The organism is Pseudomonas sp. 14A (assembly GCF_018132745.1).
Classification (GTDB): Bacteria; Pseudomonadota; Gammaproteobacteria; order Pseudomonadales; family Pseudomonadaceae; genus Aquipseudomonas; species Aquipseudomonas mercuritolerans.
Genome location: NZ_JAGRQJ010000003.1, coordinates 822,063 through 838,856, shown reverse-complemented (window position 1 = coordinate 838,856; position 16,794 = coordinate 822,063). Strand labels below are relative to the sequence as shown.

Sequence of the window (16,794 nt, the reverse complement as noted above, 5' to 3'; positions counted from 1 at the left end):
CCACAGGGAGAGCGCATTCCATTGTGGGAGCGAGCCTGCTCGCGAAAGCGGTCCAGGATGAACCCGAATCCGTTGGCGCTCAGCGAATCCCCGCCAACAACGTCCTTGCCGTCTGCTTCAACGGCTCGTCCCCTTCCCTGAGCAACTCATTGAGCAGCGCGATCGCACTGTCGATGTCGCCGTCGTCGATACAGGTTTGCGCCTGTTCGAGCTTGCCGGCGGCTTCGGTTTCGGTTTCGGTGGACTCGGGTAATTGCAGATCCAGAGGTTCCAGCACCAGCGACGTCTCGGGATCGCCGAACTCATTGAGGAAGTCATCGTCGAGCGGCTGGGCGTGGGGCTCGGGGATCCATTCAAGTTCGGCTTCTTCGCCAGATGCAGCCTGTGGCAGTTCAAAATCGACAGGCAGCACTGACAGGCTGGTGCCCAGTTCCGGATCATCGATCGGCGGTGCGGCGGAATCGACGCGGCTGTCGTTGAGATCCCAATTTGAATCCATCGACAGCTCGCCCAGATTCAATTCGAAATCATCCTCCGCGGGGCTGAGCGTCGATGCGAGCGGCGCACCGACGGTCGCTGCCGTGGCCACGGGCAGCTCGGGCGCCACTGGCGGTGTTGCAAACGCCGATGCGGCGCCCGCCAGTCTTGGATGGCGAGCGCGTGCTTCGACCAGTTCGCGGTCATCAACACCGAGGGCACGCAGATGTTTTTCCTGCTGTTCATAAGCGTCGCTGTCGCCCTGCCGCCCCAGTACTTCAAGGAGCTGCAAACCAAGATCGGTGCGCTCCGGTTCCTTGTGCAAGGCATCGCGCAACATGCCGGCGGCTTCGCTGAGGCGGCCGTAGGCCAGATAGATGCCCACGGCCTCCAGCACGTCGCCGGCACCGGGTTCGTCGCGATGATCGGCGCCCGCGTGCGACCCGACGGATTGTTGCAGTTCGGGCTCATCGACGTCGTCTTCGGCGCTCACCGGCAATAGCGGCAGCGCCGTGCCATCTGCTGTCGAACGTTGCTGACGGCGGCGTATGAGCAACGCTGCCAGCACCCCCAGCAGCAATATCAGTCCACCGAGCAATGGCCAGTTCAGCCCCTCGTCTGTTGACTCGACCGGAGCTGAAACAGCGACCGGAACCGGCGCGACTACGGGCGGTGGCGGTGCTTTCTGCACTTCGGCCAAGCGGGTTTGCAAGTCGTCGATCTGCTTCTTGCCGTCGGCAATCTGCACTTGCTGTTCTTGCAGCCTGAGGTTCTGTTCGTCGATGGTCTTTTGCAACTGCTGGGTCAGCAGCACGCTGGCGGCCAGTTGCTCGGCCTGCGCATCGTTGGCAACTGCCGCTGGCGTTGGCGGCGCAGGCGCGGCAGTGCGTTTGCCCTGGGCAGCCTGGGGCGGCGCGGTAACCGGTTCGACGGTTGGAAATTCAGAAGATTGCGGGCGAGGATCCGGCTCGTCGGTGGCGGGCACGATGCCAGGCGAGCCCGGCGGATCGATCAGCACGGTGTACTCGCGCAGCAGACGGCCGTTGGGCTGATCGAGTTGCACGAGGAAATTCAGGAAGGGTTCGTTGACCGGCTTATCCGAGGTCACCCGGATCATCTGGCGGCTGCCGCGCAGGATCGGAGTGAACTTGAGATCGTTGAGAAAGAACACCCGCTCGACGCCGGCCCGGCCGAATTCATCGGCCGAGGCCAGGCTGGCCGAGAGATCGTTTTGCGTCAAAGTGCCGACATCGACCAGCGCGATGTCGGCCTTGAACGGCTGATTGAGGCCTGAGTGAACAGTGATTTCGCCCAACCCCAACGCCATCGACCAGGTCGAATAGCTGAATACGCCAGCGAGCAGCAGCCATTTGGCGCCCCCGCGCAGCACGTGCCGACTTGCGAGCATGAGCATCCCTTAAATAAGCAAAACCGGTTTCTATGCGTTCGCACATCCGGTACGAACACGATATTGCCCAGTAGTTCTTATAGTCCGCTCAGCGCGATCTCTCAAAAAATCGCTGCCGGGATGTGCCTCAAGATTTTTCCAGGTTGGCCAGAATGTGCCCGTGCACGCGCATGCACACCTTCAAATCCGCCTCGTCGACGCCTTCGAACAATTCGTGGCGCAGCTGCGTGGCAATAGTTTCGATCTGTTCGATCAGGGGCAGCGCAGGTGCGCAGAGAACGATCTTTTTCGCCCGACGGTCTTCCATCACGGATTGGCGTTGCACCAGTCCCTGGTTCTCCAGACTATCGAGCAAGCGCGCCAGGGTCGGGCCTTCGACGCCGACACTCTGCGCCAGTTCGCGTTGGGTCGGCGCCTCTTCAAAACGCGCCAGATGCAGCAGCACCAGCCAGCGCGCCTGTGAAAGGCCCAGCCCGGCGAGACGACGATCCAGTTCGGCACGCCAGCCACGAGACATCTGGGCCAGTTGCATACCAAAGCGATGTTGATCGGTTAACGGCATAAAACACTCACGGTTAGACTGAAAATACGGAAAATCTAATTATTAGTCAGCTAAGCATGGGCGGCAGTTATAGGCAAGAGTCGCTCTGTACTGAATCGTTACAACTGCGCGAAGATCAAAAGCCCCTCACCCTGGCCCTCTCCCAGAGGGAGAGGGCACTGAGTGGGGGATGCTTTTGAGATTCGCCAACGTCAAAGCGCTGTGCTGAATCCATAATCGACTCGATTTTGCGGGTCGACATATGACACCAGACACCGCGGTCGGCTCCCTCTCCTCGGGGAGAGGGCTGGGGTGAGGGTGAGGGGTCGGGCCAGATTACATCTCGAATTCAGACTGCAACGCCGCCCGCACGCAATACAGCACGCCTTCAGGCACACGCCCGGCAAACAGCTCAGCCACTTCAGCGACCGACGGCAACTCGCCCTCACCATCGAGGAACGCGTCCTGCACTTCGCCCATCAGTTCCTCAGGCAAGTCCAGCGCCTGCTCCAGCGACAACTGCTGCTTGCCGATGGCTTCGGCGAGCATGGCGTAGACGTTCTTCTCCGAGCACTGCAACTGCCCGGCGATCTGCAGCGGGGTCATGCCGGCGCGGGCCAGGGTGATCAGCTCGTGACGGACATCGGCGACCACCTTCGGCGCCTCGGCCTCGCCGCCGAGCACTTCGAGGAAAGCTTCGCCATAGCGCTCCAGCTTGCGCGCGCCGACGCCGCTGACCCGGGCCATTTCCGCCAGCGAGGTCGGTTGGCTGCGGAGCATTTCCAACAGCGTCGAGTCGGGGAAGATGACATATGGCGGCACGCCGTGTTCTTCGGCAAGCTTGCGCCGTAGAGCGCGCAAGGCTTCCCACTGTTCGCGTTCTTCGCCGCGCACCAGTTGGCTGGCCTGGCTCTTGCTGCCGGTCTTGGCGGTGACTTGCGGTTTCAGGTCGCGGCGCAGTTCCAACTTCACTTCGCCTTTGAGCAAAGGCCTGCAACTGTCATTCAAGCGCAGACCGCCATAACCCTCGTGATCGACATCGGCCAAGCCACGCGCCACCAACTGGCGGAACAGCGAGCGCCACTCGCTCTCGCTCAACGCCTTGCCCACGCCAAACACCGACAAATGCTGATGGCCGAAGCTGCGCACTTTTTCGTTGTCCTTGCCCAGCAACACGTCGACCAGATGCCCGACGCCATAACGCTGGCCGGTGCGGAAAATCGCCGACAACGCCTGACGTGCAGGCTCGGTGGCATCCCAGGTCTGCACGCCGTCGACACAGTTGTCGCAGTGCCCGCATGGCTCGGGCATGTCTTCATCGAAATAGGCCAGCAACGCCTGGCGGCGGCAGCGGGTCTCTTCACACAGCGAGAGCATGGCGTCGAGCTTGTGCTGCTCCAGACGTTTATGCCGTTCGTCGCCTTCTGAGTTCTGCAGCATCTGCTTGAGCATCACCACGTCTTGCAGACCGTAGGCCATCCACGCATCCGCCGGCAGACCGTCACGGCCGCCGCGCCCGGTTTCCTGGTAATACGCCTCAAGGGATTTCGGCAGATCGAGGTGCGCGACGAAGCGTACGTTGGGCTTGTCGATGCCCATGCCGAACGCCACGGTCGCGACCATGATCAGGCCTTCCTCATTGAGGAAGCGTTTCTGGTGATAGGCGCGCAGATCATTGGGCAGACCGGCGTGATACGGCAGCGCCGGGAAACCCTGTTCGCTGAGGAACGCCGCAACTTCTTCGACCTTCTTGCGCGACAGGCAATACACGATGCCGGCATCGCTGCGCCGCTCGGCGAGGAACGCCAGCAACTGTTTGCGCGGCTGTTCCTTGGGCACGATGCGATAAAAGATGTTTGGGCGATCGAAACTCGACAGGAAGCGTTCGGCGTTCTGCAGGTGCAGGCGATCGACAATTTCTTCGCGGGTGCGCTTGTCGGCGGTCGCGGTGAGAGCGATGCGCGGAACGTTGGGGAACAGCTCTGCCAATTGGCCAAGTTGCAGGTATTCGCGGCGGAAATCGTGGCCCCATTGCGATACGCAATGCGCTTCGTCGATGGCGAATAAAGCGATTTCCAGGCTTTGCAGGAATGCCAGCATGCGCGGCTGCACCAGACGCTCCGGTGCGAGATAGAGCATTTTCACTTCGCCGCGTTTGATCCGCAGAGCGAGATCGCGCTGTTGCTCGGCGCTCAGTGTGGAGTTCAGTGCAGCGGCGGCAACGCCCAGTTCTTCAAGGGTGGCGACCTGATCGTCCATCAGCGCGATCAATGGCGACACGACCACCGCCAGACCTTCACGCAACAGCGCCGGCACCTGGAAGCACAACGACTTGCCGCCACCGGTAGGCATCAGCACCAGCGCATCACCGCCCCTGGCCACGCGCTCAATGATCGCACCCTGACGGCCACGGAAACTGTCGTAGCCGAAGATGTCCTTGAGGACGCGTTGAGCCTGTTCGAGCATAAAAACTCCAAAAATCTACCGATACATCCCTGCTCAGGCTGGTTCAGAGCAGCTTCGGCTGCTTAAACAAAACGTAAGAACACATTGCATGACCAGCGCAGCGCCGGCAGGGATCGCAAAACGCGGCAGTATACCCGAGGCCTTCGCCGCAGAGGGTGCCGCTGAGAAGACACTGGTAAACCTGCCACACACAAAACCCTGTGGGAGCGAGCCTGCTCGCGAAAGCGACCTGTCAGTCGATGCAAAAGTGCCTGATACACCGCCTTCGCGAGCAGGCTCGCTCCCACAGGGTTATTCATCTTTCCAGTAAGGCCGGTAATTCGGGCAAATCTGCCAAGCGGCTGGCTAGAGCGCGCAAGAAGGCCTAGAATTCCCGCATTGTTTATTCCCCAAGGTAGCCCCGTAATGTCCTTCGCTGAGCAACTGACCCGCCTGCAAGTCTTCCTCGACGCCGACGAGCTGCACGACGAGGCGCTGGATTACGTCGCCGCCCACGGTTACCTGACCGCGCTGTCGATTTGCTCCGAAGACGTTCCGGAGCGCGAGTGGATCGACGCTCTGTTTGCCGAAGAGCCGCATTACACCGACGAAGCCCAGCGTGCCGAAATCGAAGCCACACTGATCGGCCTCAAAGCGCACATCGCTCGCCAACTGGCCTCGGATGAAGAATTCGAATTGCCGTGCGAACTGGATCTGGGCGAAGAGCCGGACGACTCCGAACTGCGTGGCTGGTGCATCGGCTTCATGGAAGGCGTGTTCCTGCGCGAAGCGGCCTGGTTCGAAACCGCCGAAGAAGAAGTCAGCGAAATGCTCCTGCCGATCATGGTCGGCTCCGGCCTGTTCGACGAACAGCCTGAGTTCGAAGACATCGCCAAGGACGCCAATCTGATGGACGACATGATCGTGCAGATCCCGGAAGCCCTGACCGCGCTGTACCTGCTGTGCCAGGCCCCCGACGATAAACCGGCGATCCTCAAGCCTCGTCACCACTAAGACCCGGCCTATGGACAACCCCATAGGCAACCGCCCCCTGATGTTGCGCTACGTCCTGCTGGCCATCGGCTGGCTCAGCGTGGCATTGGGGGTGATCGGCATCTTCCTGCCGGTCCTGCCCACCACCCCCTTCCTCCTGCTCGCCGCAGCCTGCTTCGCGCGCAGCTCACCACGCTTCTATCGCTGGCTGGTCGAACACCCACGCCTCGGGCCATGGATTCGCGACTACCTCGAAGGCAACGGCATCCCGCTCAAAGGCAAGGTCTACGCGATCGGGCTGATGTGGGCGAGCATCCTGTTCTCGTGCTATCTGGTGCCGCTGGTTTGGGCGCGAGGGTTCATGCTGACCAGTGCGGTGTTGGTGACGGTTTACATACTTCGGCAGAAAACCTTGCGCAAATCCTGACGCGCTCAAGTCGACCGCTCATCTGAAAACAAGGCTCACCTGTCAGATATGACAGTAGGCAACGTCCTCCGGCAGGTGTGAGATAGCTCACACCAAATTGCCGGCCTTGAACGGCCAGGAGCGCGCCATGCATATTCAGTCCGACATAGACATCCAGTCTGACGAATTTATTGAAATCCTCAAACTGTATCCGGTTTTCGTACCTGGCTGGGTTACACCAGTAAACTCCTCCGACCCCGCTGACGGTGGTGTTGCCAGACGTGTTTTTGTCGGTGACCCAAAACGCCTGCTGTGTGTGGTGGATCCATGGACTGAACTGCAACGCCGAAACGCCCAGCCCATGGCCGCGTTCGATACGGTGGATTTGTATGTCAACGGAAATCCCGTCGACAGCGCCACGGTCTTTCCGGGTGAGGAGGACAAACGAGTTCCTCTCTACGCACCACAAGAATGTTTTGTGAATGGAGTCAACACGATTCATTATTTGGTGAAACGGATCAGTGGTAACGAGCAGCCATCGGACGTTTTGCGCGTGCTTTATTACCAGCGCTCACATGCCAACCTCGAGTTGGTGATTCCGCCGGCGGTGATTGAAAACGGCGTTACTGCTGAACTGGCAGCGAACGGTATCAAGTTCGAGTTCAGATATACACCGAGAGACCTCAATGATCGCTTGGTGCTTCAGATCGGTGAAAAAACATTTCCTGTAGACGTCACCGCCCCTGCCAAGCCGCTGATCAAAACGTTGTACCCTACCGACTTCGATGGCATCGCCGATGGCACGGTTCAGGTCAGATTCGTGGTAACAGATCAACTGGGTAACTTGGGGGCCTCTGAGCAGCAGACGCTCGAGATTCGTCTCGCCCAGAAGGACCTGATCAGCACTCTTGTATTAGTACCGCCTGACAATCCGATCCCTGTACCGATTGATCCGAATGGCGCAATCGCTCGGTTTGAAGCTAAAGCGGCAAATGAGGGCGATCTTGTTGAGCTAACGGCGCTCAACGCATTACCTGGCACCCCACCGTTTGCATCACTTAAATTGAACAAGAACAAGCGCGCAAACTTTAAACTTGATGCTGCATTGCTAATAGCACATCAGGGCAGAATCCTCAGACTTCAATGTGAATTGACCAGCAATGGCGTAAAGCACCTCTCTCCCATTTTGCGAGTGCGGATACCCGCACCGCGCTTGAACCTGAACTTCAGGAATGCACCCTATTCAGCGGTAACGGATTGCCTAATCACGGATATCAGTCTTGAACTGTTGAACAATGGCAGCCCTCAGACCGGGAAGACCGTAGTGGTCACCCTTCCCGTCGGATTCTCCTATGGCGATGGCGGGACCGGCGCACGAGCATTCACCACTGATAGCCTGGGTATTGTCACTGTCGGGGACGTACGTGCAGCGGGGCGGGCGGACAGCCATACATTGACCGCCAGCAGCGAAGGGCAAACGGCCACAACGACTATAGAAGTGGACGAGCCGGGAGTGGTTGACTGGATAGAAATGAACAGCCCGCCATTTGATATCGAGGTAACACCTGACGGTAAATACCTTTACGCACCTCTTCCGTATACAAATTCTGTCGCGGTAATTGATATACAGAAACTTCAAGCCATCAGGAACATACCTATTGAAATTGGTCCGCATACTATTTCTGTCAGCCCTGATGGAACCCGTGCCTACACCACTAACCGGAATAACACCGTTTATGAAATCGATTTAGTTCAGCAATCGGTCATGCGCAAACTCTCGGTTGCCAGCGAACTCGCCTTTGTCTCGGCGGTGAGCCCTGACAACTCCAGGGTGTGGGTCAGCACGTGGGAGTGGGGAAACATTCATGTTTTCAACGCAGCGACAGCAGCGAAAATCGCGACCATTGCAATCACGCAAAGCCCTTCATCGTTGCGTTTCAGCGCCGATGGCAGACGCCTGTATGTCGCCGTTAATTCATACAACGGCACGGCTGCCAGACTGGATATCATCGATGCTGCCAGCCTGCGTGTGATCAACCGAATCAATCTGCCCTCGGGATCAACTCCCGTATCCGTTGCCTCCAGCAACGACGCGCGCTTTGTTTATGTTGTGCTCTACTTCACAGGCCAAGTGGCCGTTATCGATACAGCGTCGATGAGTGTTGCGAAATACATTCCGGTCGGGCGAAAACCCTACGCGATCGTGATTAACAAAGAAGGGACATTCGCTTACGTCACAAACTATGAGTCCGGCTCGGTCTCGGTGATCGACCTTTCACGTCAGGAAGTGGTTCGCACCCTGCCATTGGGCGGAGGTACCGCGTACGGCATCGCGTTGAGCGCTGACGGGCGCAGAGCATTCGTGTGCAACACTTCCAACAGTCGGATTGCCGTGCTGAAACTCGGCTGACGGACTCAAGACCGCGGCAGCAATGCTGGACATGCTGGCGGTGAATCGGGTGCTGGATAATCTGGAATTGCCGCAATTGTGATGACATTCAGCTGAGTCCTGCGGTGTCAATTCCGGCTTCTTCTAGGGCGAGCCCGCGAAGGCTGACTGGCAGACAGTACATGTCTACAGACGGAAAAAACCCGCCGCCCCTTCAACCGGGGCGGCGGGTTTTGTCGTTTCAGACATCAGGTCAAACCGTATCCACCTTCAACGAATGATCATTAAGCATCCCGCTGATGATCGTCGCCGTGTCATGCCCCCCAGCCACCATGCCGCCCGCCCCCGGTGTCACGCCGTAGTGGCTGGCGAGGTTAACGCCGGCGAGGTCGATGGTCTGGTTCGGCGTGGCGCCGGCCATGGCGCTGACGTCGATGCTGGTCATCACCGAGGCGCCGCTGCCGCTGACGGTGAAGTGCAGGTAGTCGTCCAGCGACGCGGTGCTGGCGTTTTCGCCTTGCAGCAGTTGCGACAGGTCGAGTTTGTCGGTGCCGGGGGTGAAGTCGGTGATCAGGTCGTGGCCGCTGTTGCCCTTGAGCCACTGGAAGGTGTCGGCCCCTGCCCCGCCGGTCATCGTGTTGTTGCCCATGCCACCGATCAGCAAGTCATCGCCAGCGCCGCCATTGAGGAAGTCGTTGCCGAGGCCACCGTTGATCACGTTGTTGTTGCCGTCGCCGATGAGGCTGTCGTTGAAGTTCGAGCCGATCAGGTTTTCGATACCGGTCAACGTGTCGGTGCCGGCGCCGAGGGTGTTTTGCGCACCGAGCAGGCCGAGGTTGACGGTGACGGCGGCCGTGGCGTGGGCGTAGCTGGCGGTGTCGCTGCCAGTGCCGCCGTCGAGCAGGTCATTGCCGGCACCGCTGTAGAGCAAATCGTTGCCGCCGTCGCCGTGCATTTCATTATCGCCGGAGCCTGCGGTGAGCACGTCGTTGCCTTCGCCGGCGTTGATCACATTGTTGCCGCTGCCCGCTACCAACACATCGTCCCCAGCAGTGCCGGTCAGGGTGTGGCCGTCCTGATAGCTGATGCTGACGTTGGCCGTGTCGCTGCCGCCGTGGTTGTCGTTGGCGGTGTAAGTGCCGTGGTAGTCCGGTGTGATGTCATGGACCCCGGCGTAGTTGAGGGTCATGGTCAGTTGGTAGTTTTCCGCGGCGTTGGGGTTGCCGCCGCTGTTACCAATATTGGTGATGTGGATCTGGTAGACGCCGTCCGCCGAGGCGGTAAGCGTTTGCCCGTCCGCCAGCGCGGTGTAGGCGCCGCCGTTGAGCGAGTACTCCATGCTGATCCGACCGGCGTCCAGATTGTGATCAAGGTTGAGGGTTTCGCCCTGGCGCAGGTTCACGGTAATGCGGTCTTCATCGTTGGCATTGCTGTTGCTCACCATGCCGAGATAACCGCTGACCACCAGCACGGCAGTCATGGTCGCAGCATTGGCGCTGAAGGCGCTGCGCACGTTGGCCAGGTTCTGGTTGGCCGCGCTGTTGCTCTGGTTAGTGAAGCCGATCAGGCCGCTGCCGGTGAAGTCCGCCGCTTTCGGCACCCATCCGGTGTTGAAACTGGTTGGCGTGGCGCTGAGACTGTCGCCGTTCGGATCGGTGTCGTTGGCCAGCAACAGCTCACCTGGCACCACGATGTTGCCCGACAGCACGTTGGTGATGACGTGATCGTCCATCGCTACTGGCGGCGCGTTGGGAATCACTTTCACGGTCAACGTTGAGCTGGCCAGATCGCCGTCGTTGTCGCTCACGGTGAAGCCGATGTTTTCGGTGATCACCACTGCGGTGGTTTTCTGCGAGGTGTAGCTGTATTCACCAGTGTCGAGATTGACCACCAGCGTGCCGCTGTTGTTGGTGGCGATGCTTACGGAGTTGTTGGCGGTATTGAAGGTGCCGTGGTTGGCGCCGCCGCTCGCGGTCAACGAACCCTGGCCGCTGAGGGCTTTCGGATCGTAGGTGTAGGTGGTGCCGTCGACCATGATCGACTTGATAAAACCGCCATCAGCGCCGAACGAACCACCGTCACCCAGCAGCGAACCGGTGACCGGCGCGCCTTGAACAGTGCCGGACAGCACCGAGTTGAGCTGGTTGAGATCGGTGACCACCACGGCGTTGGTGTTGGTGTGGCTGATGCCATCGTAGGCCAGCGGATCGAGGTAGGCATTGCTTACGCCGTCACCCAGGCCGATGGCGTAGTTCTTGATGTTGTTGGCATCGAGGAAGTTTTTCAGAGCGGCCTCGTCAGCCGTGCCGATGTCGCCCTCGTTGGGCTTGCCGTCGGAGAAGAAGTAGCCGACGTTCTGCGCCCCGGTGAGCTTGCCCGAGGTGTTGAACGCGGTCTGCATCACCGCCACGGCGGCATCGTAGTTGGTACCGCCGCCGGCATTCAGACCGGCAAGCAGCGTCTTGGCGGTGGCGACATCGACCCACACCGTGGTGCGGTCGGCGGCATTGCTGCTGAACGTCACCAACTGCACTTTCACATCGCCCAGATCATCGTACTTGTCGAGCAAGGCGCCAATGGCCTGCTTGGCCAGTGCCAGCCGCGACAGGCCCGGCACCCCAGAGGGATCGGCCATGCTGCCGGAGATGTCGAGGACGATGAGGATGTTCGAATCGATCTCCACTGCGGTAACCGAGCGATCCGAGGCAACGGCTTTCGGCACGTCGTCGACGATGTTCACCACGAGGGTGCTGGTGGTGCTGTTGCCCAGTGCATCGGTGGCTTTGTAGGTGAACGTTTCGCTCAGGGTGTTCGGCCCGTCGTTGGCGCTCGGCGCGGTTTTCGCTGCCGACGTCAGCGTGTAGGTGTAGGTGCCGTCGGCGTTGAGCTGCAGTTGTCCGTAGCTGCCGGTGGCGTTGCCGACCAGGGTGTAAGTGATCGCGCCGCTGCCGCCACTGACCGAACCGACCAGCGTGCCGCTGGCGGTTTCGCCGGTATTGCCCGGATCGCTGCCGGTGACTGTGCCGGGGGCCAGGTCAGTGCCATCCTTGCTCAGGTCGAGGGCTTTTTCATAGACGGTGACGTCGGTGTCGCTGACGGCGACCAGGCAGCTGTCATGCACATCGATGGTGATGGTGGTGGTGCTTTCATCGCCGTCGGAATCGCGCACGGTGTAGGTGAATACATCCACCGCGCCCGGGCCGTTCACCACGTTCGGATTGCTGTGATAGATGGCGTTGCCGTTGGCATCGAGGGTGAGGTAGCCGTAGGTACCATTGATCTGCGAATTCAAACCGCCGACGGCTGAAGTGGAGGTATCGGCACCGGCACGCACGCCGATCACGGCACCGGAAACCGCCGGACCGTCAGCGCCGCCACTATCGTTAGCGAAGACGTTGCCACTGACGGTGCCGCCTTCCGCGACCGAAGCCGCATCCGGATTGGCGCTCGGCAGGTCATCGACGATATTGACGTTGATCTGACCGCTGGCGGTACTGCCATCGGTATCAGTGGCGACCACGTCGAAGCTCTCGCTGAGGCTGTTGGCACCGTTGGCGTTCGGATGAGCTTCATTGTCGACCAGGGTGTAGCTGTAGCTGACCACGCCGGAGGCCGGATCGTAACCGGTGATGGTGAAGGTGCTGCCCAGTGGCGAGACCACCGATTGCGGCAAACCGGCGGCGACGCCATTGCTGATCACCGCAATGCCGCCGACCGTGAGGGTTTGCAGGCCATCAAGCGCAGTGACGGTGAAGCTGCCGCTCTGGGTCAGCGCCGAGGTGTCGGGGCTGCTGCCGTCGCTGAGGTTTTTCTCGTAGACGGTGATCTCGCCGCCCTTCACATCGAGGCCGTCGAGGCACACCGGATCGTCGTTGTTATGGATGTTCAGCACCAGGTTGGCGGTGCTGGTGTCGCCGTCGGCATCGGTGATGGTGTAGGTGAAGGTTTCAGTGCCGTTGCCGCCGCCGTGGAGGTTTTTGAAGTCGGCGTCATTGGCGTCCAGCGAGTAGGTGTAAGTGCCGTTGGCGTTGAGCACCAGCGTGCCGTAAGTGCCAGTGAAAGTACCGGCAGTCACCGGGCCGCTAGCGACGCGGTCGGCGCCTTGCACATCGTTGTCGAGAACGTTGCCGGTCAGGGTCAGCTGGGCTTCGGTCGCGTTGTCGGCATTGCTGTCATTCAGCGCTTTCGGCACGTCATCGACGATGCTGACAACGATGCTGCTGGTGACGACATTGCCAAGCGAATCGGTGGCCTGATAGGTGAAGGTTTCGCTCAGGCTGTTGGCGCCATCGTCGGCGTGCGGCGTGGTGGTCGCTGGCGAAGTGAGCGTGTAGGTGTAAGTGCCATTGGCGTTGAGGACGATCTGCCCATAAGTGCCGGTGGCGCTGCCGACCAGCGCATAACTGATCGCGCCGACCGCACCGGTGACCGAGCCGACCAAGGTGCCGGAAGCGGTTTCGCCAGGGCTGTTCGGATCGCTGCCGACCACGCTGCCCGCCGCCAGATCCTGGCCATCCTTGTTCAGGTCGAGGGCCTTTTCGTAGACGGTGACGTCAGTGTCGCTGACGGCTTTCAGGCAGCTGTTGTAGACGTCAATTGTGATGGTCGTGGTGCTTTCGTCACCGTCGGCATCGCGCACGGTGTAGGTGAACACATCCACCGCGCCCGGGCCGTTCACCGTGTTCGGATTGCTGTGATAAACGGCGTTGCCGTTGGCGTCGAGAGTCAGGTAACCGTAGGTGCCGTTGATCTGCGAATTGAGCCCGCCGATGGCCGAAGTCGAGGTGTCGGCACCGGCACGCACGCCGACCACTGCACCGGTAACCGCAGGACCATCCGCGCCGCCGATATCGTTGTTGAGTACGTTGCCGCTGACGGTGCCGCCCTCAGCCACCGAAGCCGCGTCCGCATGGGCGGTCGGCAAATCGTCGACGATGTTGACGTTGATCTGACCGCTGGCGGTGCTGCCGTCGGTGTCAGTCGCGACGACGTCGAAGTTCTCGGTGAGGCTGTTGGCGCCGTTGGCGGTTGGATGAGCTTCGTTGTCGGCCAGGGTGTAGCTGTAGCTGACCACGCCGGTCGCCGGGTCATAACCGCTGATGGTCAAGGTGCTGCCCAGCGGGGTGACGATTGATTGCGGGAAGCCTGCGGCCACTCCGCCAGTGATGACGTTGATGCCGCCCACGGTGAGAGTTTGCAGACCGTCGAGGGCACTGACGGTAAAGGTGCCGCTCTGAGTCAGCGCCGAGGAATTCGGGCTGGTGCCGTCGCTGAGGTTTTTTTCGTAGACGGTGAGTTCGCCACCGTTGACGTCGAGGCCGTTGAGCAGCACCGGGTCGTCGTTGTTGTGGATCTGCAGAACGAGGTTGGCGCTGCTGCTATCGCCGTCGGCATCAGTGATGGTGTAGGCGAAGGTTTCGCTGCCGTTACCGCCGCCGATCAAGGCTTTGAAATCGGCATCGCTGGTATTCAGGGTGTAGGTGTAGGTGCCGTCGGTGTTCAGCACCAACGTGCCGTAAGTACCGGTGAAAGTACCCGGCGTGACTGGACCTGTTGGTACGCGGTCGGCACCTTGCACGTCGTTGGTGAGGACATTGCCGGTCAGTGTCAATTGAGTTTCTGACGCTGTGCCATTGCTGTCATCGTTGGCTTTCGGCAGGTCGTCGACGATGTTCACGTCCAGCGTGCCGGTGGCGGTGGTGCCGTTGTCATCGACTACCGTGACCGCGAACTGCTCAGGCAGATTGTTGGCACCGTTGGCGTTCGGATGCGCTTCGTTATCAGCCAGGGTGTAGCTGTAACTGACCACACCGGTTGCAGCGTTGAAACCAGTAATGGTCAGCGTGCTGCCCAGTGGCGTGGTGATCGATTGCGGAAAGCCTGCTGCGACGCCATTGGTCACCACGGCGATGCCGCCGACAGTCAGCGTGGTGACGCCGTCCAGTGCAGTGATGGTGAACGTGCCGTTTTGTGTCAGCGCGCCAGGGTTCGGGGCGCTGCCGTCGCTGAGGTTTTTTTCGTAAACCGTGAGCTCGCCACCGGCGACGTTAAGGCCATCGATGATTACTGGATCATCGTTGTTGTGAATCTGCAAAACGAGATTGGCAGTGCTGGAATCGCCGTCGGCATCAGTGATGGTGTAGGCGAAGGTCTCTGTGCCGTTGCCACCGCCGGTCAAGGCTTTGAAGTCGGCGTCGCTGGTATTGAGCGTGTAGGTATAAGTGCCGTCGGCGTTCAAAACCAACGTCCCGAACGTGCCGGTGAAAGTGCCCGGAGTAACCGGGCCGGTAGGCACGCGGTCGGCACCTTGCACGTCGTTGGTCAGGACGTTGCCGGTCAGGGTCAGTTGGCTTTCCGAGGCGGTACCGTTGCTGTCATCGTTGGCTTTCGGCAGGTCGTCGACGATGTTCACGTCCAGCGTGCCGGTGGCGGTGGTGCCGTTGTCATCGACTACCGTGACCGCGAATTGCTCAGGCAGATCATTGGCGCCGTTGGCATTCGGATGCGCTTCGTTATCAGCCAGGGTGTAGCTGTAACTGACCACGCCAGTTACAGCGTTGAAACCAGTAATCGTCAGCGTGCTGCCCAGCGGCGTGGTGATCGATTGCGGGAAACCTGCGGCGACGCCATTGTTCACCACGGCAATTCCACCGACGGTCAGCGTTGTGACGCCGTCCAGTGCGGTGATGGTGAACGTGCCGTTTTGCGTCAGCGCGCCAGCATCCGGGGCGCTGCCGTCGCTGAGGTTTTTTTCGTAGATCGTCAGCTCGCCACCGGCGACGTTCAGGCCATCGATGGTGACTGGATCGTCGTTGTTGTGGATCTGCAGAACCAGATTGGCGCTGCTGCTATCGCCGTCGGCATCAGTGATGGTGTAGGCGAAGGTTTCGGTTCCGTTACCGCCGCCGGTCAAGGCTTTGAAGTCGGCGTCGCTGGTATTCAGGGTGTAGGTGTATGTGCCGTCGGCGTTCAGGACCAAAGTACCGAACGTACCGGTGAACGTGCCGGGGGTGACCGGGCCGGTGGGCACACGGTCGGCGCCTTGTATGTCATTGGTGAGGACATTGCCGGTCAGGGTCAGCACGGTTTCCGAGGCAATGCCGTTGGCGTCGTCAAACGCTTTAGGCACGTCGTCGGTGATATTCACATCCAGCGTGCCAGTGGCGCTGTCGCCGTTGCTGTCGGTGGCGATCACTGTGAACTGTTCGCTGAGGTTGTTCACGCCGTCGCCGGCCGCGTGGGTTTCGTTGCCGTTGAGGGTGTAGCTGTAGCTGACCGTGCCGGTCGCCGCGTTATAACCGGTGATGGTCAGGGTGTTGCCCAGTTGCGTGGTGATCGACTGGGGAAAGCCGATCGGCACGCCGCCAACAATCACGTTGATGCCGCCGATGCTCAGGCTGTTCAAACCATCCGCTGCCGAGACCGTGAAGCTGCCACTTTGCGTCAGCGCGCCTGGATTGGCCGCTGTACCGTCAGGCAGATTGGCTTCATTGAGGTTGAGTTCGCCATCCGCTCCATTGAGGCCGTTGAGGATAACCGGATTGTTCACCGGTGGCAGTGGCACCACGACTGGCGCTGGCGTGTCGTCGCCATTGTCGATGTCCGCATCGCGACGATACTCGGGAAATTCGGGAATACCGTTGAAGCCAGCGGTGGGGAAACCAATGATCGGATCGACTCGGCCGCCGACTTCGGTGAGCAGAACGAAACTGTGCCCGCCGCCAAGTTCACCGGTATTGCCGGTGGGCGCGTTGGGGCCAGCCGCGGTGGCTTCGGCGGTTTTGCTTGGGTCTTCACCGGCGGCGATGGCTTGCTGGATCTGCTCGACATCGGTCAGTTGCGCCTGGCTCGGGGTCTGCGCTTCGTCGACGTTCACCGGCACCGCCTGGTCGGCCAGCAATTGCCCGGTCATGGTGATGCTGCTGCCGCGGCCGAGGGTCAATTCCTCGCCGTTTTGCAGTTTCACTGCCACCGCGCCTTCCGCGCCGGTGATCAGTTGATCGCCAGCGTACAAACGATCGCCTTCGAACAGCGGACGCTTGATGCCGTCGCTCGCCTGAGCGAACACCTGACCAATGACTTTTGTGACCGTACCGATGAGCGCTGCCATGTGAAATCCTCCGCTGCCGACCACC

At 60.3% G+C, this 16,794-nt stretch carries 7 protein-coding genes; 3 read left to right on the top strand and 4 right to left on the bottom strand.

Annotated elements, in window-relative coordinates; genetic code table 11:
- Positions 1-79: 79 nt before the first annotated feature.
- The 3 genes from PS14A_RS06440 to recQ form a co-directional block, all read right to left on the bottom strand.
- Complete coding sequence (locus PS14A_RS06440) at positions 80-1,885, bottom strand: FimV/HubP family polar landmark protein (protein WP_212615558.1); 1,806 nt, start codon at positions 1,883-1,885, stop codon at positions 80-82.
- Positions 1,886-2,012: 127 nt separating this feature from the next.
- Positions 2,013-2,447, bottom strand: coding sequence for a MarR family transcriptional regulator (locus PS14A_RS06435; RefSeq protein ID WP_016771142.1), 435 nt, complete (start codon positions 2,445-2,447; stop codon positions 2,013-2,015).
- A 315-nt stretch (positions 2,448-2,762) separates the two neighbouring features.
- The gene (gene recQ, locus PS14A_RS06430) at positions 2,763-4,892 is read right to left on the bottom strand and encodes a DNA helicase RecQ (RefSeq protein ID WP_212615557.1); all 2,130 of its coding nucleotides are present in this window, start codon (positions 4,890-4,892) and stop codon (positions 2,763-2,765) included.
- A gap of 405 nt (positions 4,893-5,297) precedes the next feature.
- On the opposite strand from recQ, the gene PS14A_RS06425 reads away from it, so the two are divergent.
- The 3 genes from PS14A_RS06425 (at position 5,298) to PS14A_RS06415 (ending at position 8,680) form a co-directional block, all read left to right on the top strand.
- The gene (locus tag PS14A_RS06425) at positions 5,298-5,885 is read left to right on the top strand and encodes a YecA family protein (RefSeq protein ID WP_212615556.1); all 588 of its coding nucleotides are present in this window, start codon (positions 5,298-5,300) and stop codon (positions 5,883-5,885) included.
- A 10-nt stretch (positions 5,886-5,895) separates the two neighbouring features.
- Entirely contained in the window at positions 5,896-6,291 is a 396-nt protein-coding gene (locus PS14A_RS06420; protein ID WP_130909958.1) for a YbaN family protein, read from the top strand.
- Between the two features lie 127 nt (positions 6,292-6,418).
- On the top strand, positions 6,419-8,680 hold the full coding sequence (locus PS14A_RS06415; RefSeq protein ID WP_212615555.1) for a cytochrome D1 domain-containing protein: 2,262 nt from the start codon (positions 6,419-6,421) through the stop codon (positions 8,678-8,680).
- A 232-nt stretch (positions 8,681-8,912) separates the two neighbouring features.
- Here the strand turns inward: PS14A_RS06415 and PS14A_RS06410 are convergent, their stop codons facing one another.
- Positions 8,913-16,769, bottom strand: coding sequence for a retention module-containing protein (locus PS14A_RS06410; protein ID WP_212615554.1), 7,857 nt, complete (start codon positions 16,767-16,769; stop codon positions 8,913-8,915).
- Between the last annotated feature and the right edge of the window lie 25 nt (positions 16,770-16,794).